Genomic DNA, 11453 nt, shown 5'->3' with positions numbered 1-11453 from the left:
GCCATGACCATTCTTCGAGTGATTGCCCGGCTATTGGATTACCCGACCGCCGAGATGCAACAGGCCAGGGACGACCTGGCGATGGCGGTGCTGGAGGACTCCCAGCTCAAGGCCTACCACAAGCAGGCCCTGCTGCGCTGCATCGAGGTGTTCTGCGGAGACGACCTGATGGACCTGCAGGAAACCTACGTCGAAACCTTCGACCGGGGACGGGCACTGTCGTTGTTGCTGTTCGAACATGTCCACGGGGAATCCCGGGACCGTGGCCAGGCCATGGTGGACCTGCTGGCCCAGTACGAGGCCGCCGGCCTCGAGCTGGATGCCCGCGAGTTGCCGGACTACCTGCCGCTGTTCCTGGAGTACCTTTCCATCCGGCCCCAGGCCGAGGTGCAGAACTGGCTGGAAGACATCCACCACATCCTCGGATTGCTGGCGGAACGGCTGTACCAGCGCAACCGCCTGCATCACGTGCTGTTCGATGCCCTGCTGGCATTGGCTGGTTGTGAGCCCGACCGCCAGGAACTGGCGACCCTGGTGGCCTCTGAGGCGCGGGACGACACTCCTGAGGCCCTGGACCGGGTCTGGGAGGAGGAAATGGTGAAATTCGTGGATGACCAGGGCGGCTCCTGCGGCAGTTCGGGCGCCGTCGGCCAGCGCCGCCGGGAGCTGGAGCAGGTGCAGACCATCCACCTGAGTGATGAACTGATGCCGGGGGCCAAGCTGGCCCAGGCCGGGCGCGCCTGAGGGCGCAGGAGGGAATTCGAATGTCTTATCTCAACACCCTGATCTTCGGGATCTACCCCTACATCGCCCTGGCGGTGTTGTTCATTGGCAGTTGGGTGCGCTACGACCACGGCCAGTTCACCTGGAAGGCAGGCTCCAGCCAGATGCTGCGCAAGAAGAACATGGCCCTGGCAAGCGGCCTGTTTCATGCTGGTATCCTGGTGATCTTCTTCGGCCACTTCGTGGGCCTGCTGACACCGCACTGGGTCTATGAACCCTTCATCACCCCCGGCCAGAAACAGGTGATGGCCATCGTGGTGGGCGGCGTTGCTGGTGTGGCCTGCCTGATCGGCGCGCTGATGCTGCTGGTCCGCCGTCTCACCGACCCTCGTGTCCGGGCCTCCAGCAGCTTTGCCGACAACATGATCATCCTGCTGCTGACCCTGCAGGTGGCGCTGGGACTGCTGACCATCTTCCCAACCCTGGGACACCTGGACGGCGGCACCATGCTCAAGTTCTCGGCCTGGGCCCAGGGCATCCTGACCTTCCAGGGGGGCTCTGCCGCTCACATTGCCGATGTGCACTGGCTCTACAAACTGCACATCTTCCTGGGGCTAACCATCTTCGTGGTGTTCCCGTTCACCCGGTTGGTGCACATGTTCAGCGCGCCGCTGGAGTACCTGACAAGGCGCTACCAGGTGGTGCGCAAGCGGGCGTAATGGATGAGCCCCGTTGGGGACAGATTTGAAATCTGTCCCCAAGTCTTTCGGTAATTCAAGAGAACCGCACGGAGTTGGGGGCTTGTCAGGTACAGGGATGTACCTGCCAAGCGGTGGAACGAGTCTCCCCCTGCCAAGCTCTTGCACCAAATCCGACCAGCCTACCAAAAACAGTGGGAGCACAAACCATGCAACTGATCCCCACCGGAGATGCCGACAAACCCCGTAACCAGTTTCCGCCCGTCTATGTCGGCGATCACCTGATCCCGGAGTCCAGCATCGCCGCCGAACTCCAATACCACCCCTCGGACGAGGTGGTGAGAGCCTGGCACGAGGCCGCCCGCAGCCTGGTGGTCCGAGAGCTGTTGCTGCAACGCGCAACAGAGATCGGCGTCACCGGGGGCGACGAGGAACGGGTGATCGCCGCCGTCCTGGAACAGGAGCTGGAGGTGCCGGAACCTACCGAAGAAGACTGCCAACGATTCTACAATGCCAACCCCCAACGCCTCTGCAGCCCCACCCTGGTGTACGCCAGCCACATCCTGCTGGCGGCCGCGCCGGACGACGTGGAGGCCCGCTTTCAACAAGAGGGGCTCGGCAACCAGCTACTGGGTCAACTGTTGGACGGAAGAGCGCCCTTCGAGGCACTGGCCCGACAGCATTCCGCCTGCGAATCCAGACACCAGGGCGGGTCTCTGGGACAGCTCACCCGTGGCCAGACCGTGCCGGAGTTCGAGAACCGGGTGTGGGCGCTGCCGCCGGGGCTGGCAAACGAGCTGGTGGAATCCCGCTATGGCTGGCACATCGTCCGGGTGGACGATCGGCTGGAGGGGCAGCAACTGCCCTTTGAACAGGCCAAGCCGCTGGTCCGACACCAGCTCACCGAAAGCGTGACCCGCCGGGCCCTGCGGCAGTACGTACAGGTGCTGGCAAGCCAGACCGGTGTTTCAGGCGTCGATCTCGAACTGCCGAATTCCCCCCTGATGCAGTGATTTCGTCATTCTTTGGCTGCTGGCCGGGGCCTTGCGCCCCGGCTTTTTTCGGGGATACCCAATTTCCCCCTGCCAACTACCTCCAACGGGGGAGCGCCTTTCCCCGGCCCAGCACTTACCATGAAACCATCTCAAGTTAGCCAGGACCCTGCACAGGAGTAAATCATGGGAGTAGCACCGGCAGTGGAGCCGCACTTCCACAACCCCGTACTCGTTACCCGCACCCAGTCGCGGCCCCTGAGCGATGATATGCAGCGGCTCAGGGAGCACGCGCTTTTCCGGGCCTTTGACCGCAAGGACGTTGAGAGCCTCCTCGCCCAGTCACGCCAAATGGGGCTCGGGCACCATGAACTGCTTTACCGGCAGGATTCGCCGGCCCAGCACTTCTACTTTGTGATCAAGGGCCGCTTTCGACTGTACCGGTTGGACGCCTCCGGTGTGGACCGGACGCTGGACAGCATCGCGCCGGGCGAATGCTTTGCCGAAGTGATGATCTACGCCGATCCGGCCCGGTACGCCTGTTATGCCGAATCCCTGGGGCAGGGCAAGGTGTTGATGATTCCGGTGAAGGCCTACCGGCGACTGCTGGAGCGTCACCCGGAATATGCCGAGAGTGCGCTTCGCCATTACGCCAGCCGTGCGGTCTCCCGCTTCCACGAACTGGAGATCATGACCGTGCAGAACGCCCGGGACCGGTTGATCCGCTACCTTATCGACCTGCTGCCCGGTGGCGTGGAGGTTGGCGGCGAGGTTGAACTGCCATTGCCGAAGTGTCAGGTGGCCTCCCGTCTGGCCATGCAGCCGGAAACCTTCTCGCGCATCCTGGCGGATCTCAAGGCCCAGGGACTGGTTCGGGTCGACCGAAGCCGGCTCTCCATACCCAATCCCCATCGGTTGGTGGCGCTGAGCCAGTAACCATTGCGCAATCCACTCTCACCAGTGGCTGTTGGGGCAGCGATGCAAGGGACGCTGCCCCCTTTTTTCTTTCCCAGTGAAGCTGATCGAGGACTTGCCGGCGGTCGAGGGGGGTATCGGGAGTACCTGTACCTCAGATGTCCAGTTGCAGGTAGTAACCGATCTCAGGTGGGCCCTCCAGAAAGGCTGCCAGCTCCGCCAGTACCCCGTTCTCATCGATAAAGGCGAGATAGGCCTGGTGCGCCTCCTTCGTGGTCCAGAGTTCGTCGAACACCATTTGCCGGGTCTCGTCGTCGTAGAGCACAGTCACGTTGAGACAGCCGTTGAAGGAGCGGACATTGGGCAGGTTGGCTTCCAGGAAGGGCAGCAGGGCGGCTTTCTGGTCCGGTTTTACGGTAGAGGTCAGCAATACGCGATAACTCATCAGTCTTCCTTAACGTGATGTCGGGAACCCCAGTATAGGGCGGATGGGCGCACAATCTGTGATCGGGTTCCGAAAAGGCGTCCGTCGTGTGACTCGCTACCACTGCAGCCTGGCCTGCAATATCAGGCTGCGCCCGGGTTGTGGCAGATCGTTGGGCAGGCTGGGCGCGGTCTGCCCCCGCTCTGGCCCCCGGCTGGCCTCGCGGACGTCGTCGTCGAACAGATTGCGCGCCTGCAGGTTGACCGTGAACTGCTCATTCACCCGGCGGCGTACATTGAGGTCGAGGGTGGTGTAGCCGTCCAGGCTGGAGCGGTCATCGCCGGCGGCCCGTTGGCTGGAACCGACCCAGACCACCGACGGGGTCAACTGCCAATTGGCGGAAGGCCGCCAGTTCAGCCGCAGGCTGGCATCCGAATTGGGGGTGAGGCCCAACGGCTGATCGTTTTCATCCCGGGTACGTTGGTAGCTGTAGTTGACCAGCAGTTGGGCAGAGTCGGTCCATTGGTAGCGGAGTTCGGTCTCTACCCCCCGTCCCCGAACACGGCCGGTGTTTTGCGCGGTGAAGGTGCCACCGGGGTCCGCCACGAAATCGATCAGATCCTCAATGCGGTACTGGTATATGTTCAGGTCGAGTGCCCAGTCTTTGAACGGCGTCAGACTGAAAGCCAGCTCGGTACTCTTGATGGTCTCCGGCTCAAGGTCCGGGTTACCCAGCGCGACCGGGTTGGCCCGGGCGTAAAGCTCGAAGAAGGCGGGGGCGCGGAACGCTTCGCCGTACAGCAGCTTGCTGGTCAGCCAGGGCGTAGTCTCCCACACCAGGGCCAGTCTGGGATTCACCGTATCGCCGAAGTCTGAATAATGGTCGTAGCGCAAGCCGGCAGTCAGCTCCCAGTCTGGCGCGAACGCCCATTCGTCCTGCACGAAGGCATAGTGGCTGGTGCGCTGGTTTTCCGGCAGGAACTCCCCGGGGGTATCGCTGGTATCGGTCAGCGGGATAGGGGTCGGGAAGCCTGTTTCGCTGAGCATGAAGTTGGTGGCGTCGCGGGTTTGGAATATGTCCCCCCAGAAATAGCCGGCACCCAGCCGCAGCCGGTGCTCCTCCCAGCCACGATACAGCGTGGCCAGGTCCAGGCGGACGTTCTCTTCGGCCAGCTCCGGCGTCTGCAGCACCCCATCGGGAAAGGGGCCGCCTCCGCCCACCGGGGTGAAGTCCGCACCGGGAGGGAACTGTTGGAAGCGGGTCGGGTTCTCGAAGTCGTTATAGAGGTAGCTGAGCTGGGCTTCCAGGCCCCAATCCCGGCGAAACTCCGGGGCTTCCCAGGTCAGGTCCACGTTGCCCCGATGGTGCTCGAAGCGGCTCTCCGGGTCCAGGGTGTCATTGATGCCCTGGGCGGTTTCCACCCGGTCCTGCCGGTAGGCCAACCGCAGGCGGAACCGCTGCCAGAGCAGGTCGGTGCGCAGGTCGAAATTGCGGTAGCCCAGATTGGCCGGTCCCGGTGCCAACGAGGCATCGGTGCCCAATAGCGCGTCCAGGTTGGACTGCTGGTCTGACTCGATGATGGGATCGTCGCCGTTGCTTTGGTCGTAAGCAATTGAAAACACGCCCTTGACCGGGCCAGCCTCCATGGCCTGGCGCAGGAAGGAGTAACCGCTGTCGAAACTGCCGTAGCCAAGACTGGCCTCACCACCGTCCAGGTCCTCGGGGGCCTTGGTGATGATGTTGATGACGCCGGCAAAGGCATCGGCTCCGTATACCGCGGAGCCGGGCCCGCGGATGATCTCGATTCGCTCCACCATCTTCACCGGGAAGCCCGACCGGGCCATCATCCGTTGGCCCCGGTCTCCGAGGAAAAGGCTGGTTTGGGGAATGCCGTTGATCAGTACCAGGGTGTGGGGGTTGTAAGTGGACACGATGCCTCGGATGAAATACCGGGAGGCATAGATGAAACTGCCATGGGAGACGTGTACGCCCGGCACCAGCTCCAGGGCTTCGTCGATGTCCTGAACCCCCATGGCTTCCAGTTCCTCCGCGGTGATCACGCTGGCCACCGACGGCGCTTGGGCCAGGGGTTTGGGGGTGCCGGTGGCTATGCTGACCCGCAGCCCCATCAGCTCTTCCAGGCTCAGGGCGGAGAGGTCCTGGTTGCTGGCGGCACCGGCCTGAGAAGACAGCAGAAACAGGATTACTCCGGATAGACGCAGACGACGCATCAGGTCTCCTCAGTGCGGATTATCTGGGTAGTCCTTTGGGGGTGAAGCTCGTTCTTTGGTCCTCCTGAAAACTTAGGTCACTGTCGGGTCCGGCGCAATTGCAGTCCCTTACCAACGCAGGGTGGCCTGCAGGATCATGCTGCGCCCGGGCTGGGGCAGGTCATCAGGCAGGTTCGGAACGCTCTGGCCCTGTACCGGGCCTCGACTGGCTTCGCGAACATCGTCGTCGAATATGTTGCGGGCCTGCAGGTTGAGGATGAGGCCCTGGTTCACTCGTCGACGCACGTTGAGGTCCAGGGTGGTATAGCCGTCCAGTTCGGAGCGGGTGTCGCCGGCGGCCCGCTTGCTGGAGCCGACCCACACCACGGAAGGCGTTACCTGCCAGTTGGGTTCAGGGCGCCAGTTCAGACGCAGGCTGGCATCGGAACTGGGCGTGAGTCCCAGGGGCTGGTCGTTTTCATCACGGGTGCGCTGGTAGCTGTAGTTGAGCAACAGTTGCGCGGTATCGGTCAGCTGATAGCGCAGCTCGGTTTCCACCCCGCGTCCCCGGACCCGGCCGGAATTCTGCGCGGTAAAGGTACCACCGGGGTCTGCTTCAAAGTCGATCAGGTCCTCAATGCGGTACTGGTAGAGGTTCAGGTCCAGAGTCCAGTTGTTGGAAGGCGTCAGGGTGAAGGCGAGCTCGGTACTCCGGATCCTTTCAGGGTCCAGGTCGGGATTGCCGAGTGCGACCGGGTTGTTCCGGGTGAAGAGCTCAAAGAACGCGGGGGCACGGAAGGCTTCACCATACAGCAGTTTGGTGGTCAGCCAGGGGGTGGTGGTCCAGATCAGGGCCAGCCGCGGATTCACGGTGTCGCCGAAGTCCGAATAATGGTCATAGCGTACGCCTGCGGTCAGTTCCCAGTGTGGTGCAAAGGCCCATTCGTCCTGCACAAAGGCGTAGCGACTGGTACGTTGCCCTTCGGGCAGGAAGGCTCGATCAGTATCGCTAACATCTGTGAGAGGCGCGGGAGTGGGGAAACCCGATGGTGAGAAGGTATAATTGACTGCATCGTTGGTTCTGAAAATATCTCCCCAGTAAAATCCGCCCCCCAAGCGGAGGCGATGATTCTGCCAGCCCCGGTATAGGCTGGAGAGGTCCAGTCGGATGTTTTCTTCCGACAGTTCCGGAGTCTGCAGGACACCCTCGGTAAAGGGGCCGCCTCCACCAACGAGGGAAAAGTCCGCGCCAGGCGGGAACAGCTGGGTCCGCGTCGGATTTCGAAAGTCGTTGTAGAGATAGCTGACCTGGGCTTCTAGCCCCCAATCGGGGTGAAGATCATCCTGGCGCCAGGTCAGATCAGCCGTGCCGCGATGCTGTTCGTAGCGGCCATCCGGGTCCAGGGTTTCGTTGATCCCCTGGGCCGTTTCGACCCGGTCCTGGCGATAGGCCATCCGCAGGCGCAGTTGCTGCCAGAGTAGATCGGTACGGACGTCCAGTTGGCGATAGCCCAGATTGGCCGGGCCAGGTGCCAGGGACGCATTCGTGCCCAGCAAGGCATCCAGGTTGGATTGTTGGTCGGCTTCGATGATGGGATCGTCGCCGTTGCTCCGGTCGTAGGCGATGGATACCACCCCTTTCACGGGGCCAACGTCCATCGCCTGTCGTAAGAAGGAATAGCCGCTGTCGAAACTGCCGTAGCCCAGGCTCGCTTCTCCACCTTCCAGGTCCTCCGGTGCCTTGGTGATGATGTTGATGACACCGGCGAAAGCATCAGCGCCATAAACCGCCGACCCGGGCCCTCGGACAATTTCAATCCGCTCGACCATCTTCACCGGGATACCTGCCCGCCCGACCACCTGTTCGACCCGGTCACCCGTGAACAGGCTGGTCTGGGGAATGCCATTGATCATCAGCAAGGTGTGTGGGTTCTGGTTTGCCGTAATCCCGCGGATGAAATAACGGGAGGCGTAGAAAAACGTGCCGTGGGACACATGCAGACCCGGCACCAGCTCCAGGGCTTCGTCGATGTCCTGAACCCCCATGGCCTCAAGTTCGTCCGCCGTGATCACGCTGGCCACTGACGGCGCACGGGCCAGAGATTTCGGGGTGCCGGTGGCGATACTGACTTGTAACGCCATCAACTCTTTCAGGCTTAACGCGGAAAGGTCCTGCCCGGCAGCTGTGGTAATGTGACTGGAACCCAGTAGCAGGATCACTCCGGCCAGCCGAAGATGATGCATGAAGAGCCTCTTAGCTTGGGTTGTTTAACCAGTCCGTTGAAGTGTGTTGTTTGCGTTAGCCCCCTCCCTTAAAAACTTAGGCCAGCTATTGGCCTCGCGCAATTCCACTGCCGTCTGATGAGTCACAAAAAAGCCGGCCCGAAGGCCGGCAGGATCACAGACACAGTGCGATCAAAAAACTACGGATTCTTGAACTCGGCCTTGGGCCGCAGGTAGAACCACCAGTTCAACAGCAGGCAGCCGGCATAGAACAGGGCGAAACCATACAGGGCCATTTCCGGGGTGGCGGCCTTGATCTGCTCGCCAAACACCTGGGGAATCACAAAGGCGCCGTAGGCGGCCACCGCGGAGGTCCAGCCCAGGGCCGGGCCGGCCTGTTCCTTGTCGAACACCATGGCGATGGTGCGGAAGGTGGAACCGTTCCCGATGCCGGTGGCGGCGAACAGCACCAGGAACAGCAGCAGGAAGGGCAGGAAAAATTCCTGCGGGGTGGCGGAGTTGTAGGCCAGCTTGAGGTAGTAGGCCACGCCCAGGGAGCTGGCAATCATCACGACGGCAACGATGCCAGTGACCAGCGCACCCCCGACCTTGTCGGCAATCCAGCCACCCACCGGTCGAATCAGCGCACCGATGAAGGGGCCCATCCAGGCGTACATCAGCGCGGAGGGGCCATCCGGGTTGACGATATCGTGGGTCATCACGCCATCGACCATCACATGCTGGTAACCGAATACCACCTTGATCGCCAGGGCGAAACCGGCCGAGAAGCCAATGAAGCTGCCAAAGGTCATGGTGTAGATCACACTCATGATCCAGGTGTGCTTGTTGGAGAAGATCTTGAACTGACGCTGCAGGTTGGGCTTGATTTCGCCAGGAATGGCCTTCAACAGCAGCACAGTGCCCAGCAGAATGCCGCCGATCACCGGCCACTTGGCCCAGTCCGGCGCGCCCATGCCCACCGGTTGCGGCAGGATGATGTAGAGCCCTGCGGCGGCCGTCAGGAAACCCACTGCCAGCATGCCGCTGATCTTGCCGAAGGCGCCGGCCGGAGTGCCAATGTTGGGTGAGACTGCCTCGGTACGGATGTTGTTCATGCCGAACCACCCCGCCAGCGCGAGCGGTATCAGCAGCAGCAACCAGACAAAGCCGGCGTTGTGAATCCAGGTTTCGCTGCCGGCGGGAATCTTGCCGATCAGGGTGCCGGAGGTGTTCTCCAGGATCATCGGCTCGCCGCCGAAGATGCCGAAGGTCATCACCAGGGGGACCAGGATCTGCATGGTGGTGACCCCGGCGTTACCGAGGCCGGCATTCAGCCCCAGTGCCAGGCCCTGCTGGCGCTTGGGAAAGAAGAAGCTGATGTTGGACATGGAGGAGGCGAAGTTGCCCCCGCCAATGCCGGAGAGGAACGCCAGCAGCTGGAACACCCACAGCGGCGTGTCGATGTTCTGCAGGGCGAAGCCGGTGCCGACGGCCGGAACCATCAGCAGGGCGGTGGTGAAGAAGATGGTGTTGCGGCCACCGGCAATACGGATGAAGAAGCTGCTCGGAATGCGCAGCGTCGCCCCCGTGAGACCGGCGATGGCGGTCAGGGTGAACAGCTCGGCCTTTGGAATGGGAAAGCCGAGGTTCAGCATCTGTACGGTGATGATGCCCCAATACAGCCAGACGGCAAAGCCGCACAGCAGGCTGGGGATCGAGATCCACAGGTTGCGGTTGGCAACCTGGCGGCCGGTGGACGTCCAGAAGCGGTCGTCCTCCACATCCCAGGTTTTGATGTCAGTCATGACAGACCTCTCATAGTCAGGTTGCTAGCAGGTTCTTGTTGCGGAGCACGGTCGCCACGGCCGCGGTGAGCAGCAGGTTCTGGCTCGCCGCCTTCGTGGCCGTAGTCCGGCTGGATCTCCGGCAGGTAGCGGGACGTTTCGTCGTTCTGGATCTCGGGGTAGCGGCGGGCCTCCATCCGCACGATGGCGCCGTGCATCCACAGGACGGACACCAGGACGATGACGAACAGCAGCATGAAGCAGCTGGTCCAGACACCCACCAGGTCGTTCATCAGACCGAAGGTAATGGGCAGGATGAAGCCGCCCAGGCCGCCAATCATGCCGACCAGGCCGCCGACGGAGCCAACGTGGTCCGGGTAGTAGACCGGAATGTGCTTGTACACCGCGGCCTTGCCCAGGGACATGACAAAGCCAAGGCCGACCGTCAGCACCACGAACAGAGAAACCGGTACCACGATGGAGAATTCAATCGGCCCCTCGATGCCGCTGACGACATAGTCGGTGGCGGGGTAGCTGAGGATGAACAGGCACAACAGGGAAACCGCATACATCCAGTACATCACCCGGCGGGCACCGAAGCGATCGGACATCCAGCCGCCCAGGGCTCGGAATACCGAAGCCGGCGCCGTGTAGAGGGCGGCCAGCATGCCGGCCTGCTCCAGGGTCATGCCGTAGGCGCCAACGTAGTAGCGCGGCAGCCAGGAGGCGAGCGCGACAAAGGCACCGAAGACGAAGAAGTAGTAGAGGGAGAAGCGCCAGACCTGCAGGTTCTTCAGGGGGGCCAGCTGGGCGCTCAGGGGCATGGCGGCAACGCCTTCCTCGGCGCGCTTCTTCAACCGGGGATCGTTTTCGGTCAGCAGGTAGAAGCCGATGGCGATGCCCACCAGGACAGCGGCGTAGACCTGGGCGGTGCTCTCCCAACCCAGCGCCACCACCAGGAACGGGGCGGCGAAGTTGGTCACCGCTGCACCGACGTTACCGGCCCCGAAGATGCCCAGAGCCGTGCCTTGATGGTCCTTGTCGTACCACTCGGAGATATAGGCCACCCCGACGATGAACGAGCCCCCGGCCAGGCCAACCCCGAGGGCCGCCAGCAGGAAGAGTTCGTAGGTCTCGACGGAGGAGAGCAGGTAGACCGCCACCGCGGTGGTCAGCATCAGTACCGTGAACACCAGGCGACCGCCGAAGCGTTCGGTCCAGATGCCCAGGAACAGGCGGCTGATGGAGCCGGTCAGGACCGGTGTCGCCACCAGCAGGCCAAACTGGGTCTCGGACAGGCCGAGTTCCTGTTTGATCTTGACCCCGATGATGGAAAAGATCGTCCACACAGCAAAGCAGGTGGTGAAGGCGAGCGTCGAAAACAGCAACGCCTTGTGGGCTTTGGGCGGGTTGTAGTCCCTTTCACTCAACATGGTGTAAACCCCCGGTTTCAGTCAGGTGTGAGCCGATTACGTCACACCGG

General features: G+C 62.2%; 9 protein-coding genes. 4 read left to right on the top strand and 5 right to left on the bottom strand.

Annotated elements, in window-relative coordinates:
* The first annotated feature begins 3 nt into the window (after positions 1-3).
* The 4 genes from narJ (at position 4) to R3175_RS04925 (ending at position 3349) form a co-directional block, all read left to right on the top strand.
* Positions 4-744: a nitrate reductase molybdenum cofactor assembly chaperone gene (gene narJ / locus R3175_RS04940; protein WP_318942762.1), complete on the top strand. Its 741-nt coding sequence runs from the start codon at positions 4-6 to the stop codon at positions 742-744.
* 20 nt (positions 745-764) lie between these two features.
* Entirely contained in the window at positions 765-1442 is a 678-nt protein-coding gene (narI, locus tag R3175_RS04935) for a respiratory nitrate reductase subunit gamma (protein ID WP_318942761.1), read from the top strand.
* Between the two features lie 188 nt (positions 1443-1630).
* Entirely contained in the window at positions 1631-2434 is an 804-nt protein-coding gene (locus tag R3175_RS04930) for a peptidylprolyl isomerase (RefSeq protein ID WP_318942760.1), read from the top strand.
* A 165-nt stretch (positions 2435-2599) separates the two neighbouring features.
* Positions 2600-3349 carry a Crp/Fnr family transcriptional regulator gene (locus R3175_RS04925; protein ID WP_318942759.1) on the top strand — a complete coding sequence of 250 codons (750 nt, stop codon included), beginning with the start codon at positions 2600-2602 and terminating at the stop codon, positions 3347-3349.
* 133 nt (positions 3350-3482) lie between these two features.
* Here R3175_RS04925 and R3175_RS04920 read toward each other — a convergent pair whose 3' ends face one another.
* The 5 genes from R3175_RS04920 to R3175_RS04900 form a co-directional block, all read right to left on the bottom strand.
* The gene (locus R3175_RS04920; RefSeq protein WP_318942758.1) at positions 3483-3773 is read right to left on the bottom strand and encodes a putative quinol monooxygenase; all 291 of its coding nucleotides are present in this window, start codon (positions 3771-3773) and stop codon (positions 3483-3485) included.
* Positions 3774-3869: 96 nt separating this feature from the next.
* Positions 3870-5984 (bottom strand): TonB-dependent receptor, encoded by a 2115-nt coding sequence (locus R3175_RS04915; protein WP_318942757.1) that lies wholly within the window; start codon positions 5982-5984, stop codon positions 3870-3872.
* A 108-nt stretch (positions 5985-6092) separates the two neighbouring features.
* Positions 6093-8207: a TonB-dependent receptor gene (locus R3175_RS04910; protein WP_318942756.1), complete on the bottom strand. Its 2115-nt coding sequence runs from the start codon at positions 8205-8207 to the stop codon at positions 6093-6095.
* A 179-nt stretch (positions 8208-8386) separates the two neighbouring features.
* Positions 8387-9991 carry an antiporter gene (locus R3175_RS04905; protein ID WP_318942755.1) on the bottom strand — a complete coding sequence of 535 codons (1605 nt, stop codon included), beginning with the start codon at positions 9989-9991 and terminating at the stop codon, positions 8387-8389.
* Complete coding sequence (locus R3175_RS04900; RefSeq protein WP_318942754.1) at positions 9988-11403, bottom strand: nitrate/nitrite transporter; 1416 nt, start codon at positions 11401-11403, stop codon at positions 9988-9990. The genes R3175_RS04905 and R3175_RS04900 overlap by 4 nt, the downstream gene beginning before the upstream one ends.
* Between the last annotated feature and the right edge of the window lie 50 nt (positions 11404-11453).

The sequence above is a fragment of the Marinobacter sp. genome (assembly GCF_033722735.1).
In the GTDB taxonomy this organism is placed as follows: domain Bacteria; phylum Pseudomonadota; class Gammaproteobacteria; order Pseudomonadales; family Oleiphilaceae; genus Marinobacter.
Note: the sequence above shows the minus strand (reverse complement) of the source record. Positions and strands in the feature narration are given on the sequence as shown.

Bases quoted from the DNA above. Each gene is read 5' to 3' on its own strand.
- narJ (WP_318942762.1), top strand. From the start codon at position 4: ATGACCATTCTTCGAGTGATTGCCCGGCTATTGGATTACCCGACCGCC.
- narI (WP_318942761.1), top strand. From the start codon at position 765: ATGTCTTATCTCAACACCCTGATCTTCGGGATCTACCCCTACATCGCC.
- R3175_RS04930 (WP_318942760.1), top strand. From the start codon at position 1,631: ATGCAACTGATCCCCACCGGAGATGCCGACAAACCCCGTAACCAGTTT.
- R3175_RS04925 (WP_318942759.1), top strand. From the start codon at position 2,600: ATGGGAGTAGCACCGGCAGTGGAGCCGCACTTCCACAACCCCGTACTC.
- R3175_RS04920 (WP_318942758.1), bottom strand. From the start codon at position 3,773: ATGAGTTATCGCGTATTGCTGACCTCTACCGTAAAACCGGACCAGAAA.
- R3175_RS04915 (WP_318942757.1), bottom strand. From the start codon at position 5,984: ATGCGTCGTCTGCGTCTATCCGGAGTAATCCTGTTTCTGCTGTCTTCT.
- R3175_RS04910 (WP_318942756.1), bottom strand. From the start codon at position 8,207: ATGCATCATCTTCGGCTGGCCGGAGTGATCCTGCTACTGGGTTCCAGT.
- R3175_RS04905 (WP_318942755.1), bottom strand. From the start codon at position 9,991: ATGACTGACATCAAAACCTGGGATGTGGAGGACGACCGCTTCTGGACG.
- R3175_RS04900 (WP_318942754.1), bottom strand. From the start codon at position 11,403: ATGTTGAGTGAAAGGGACTACAACCCGCCCAAAGCCCACAAGGCGTTG.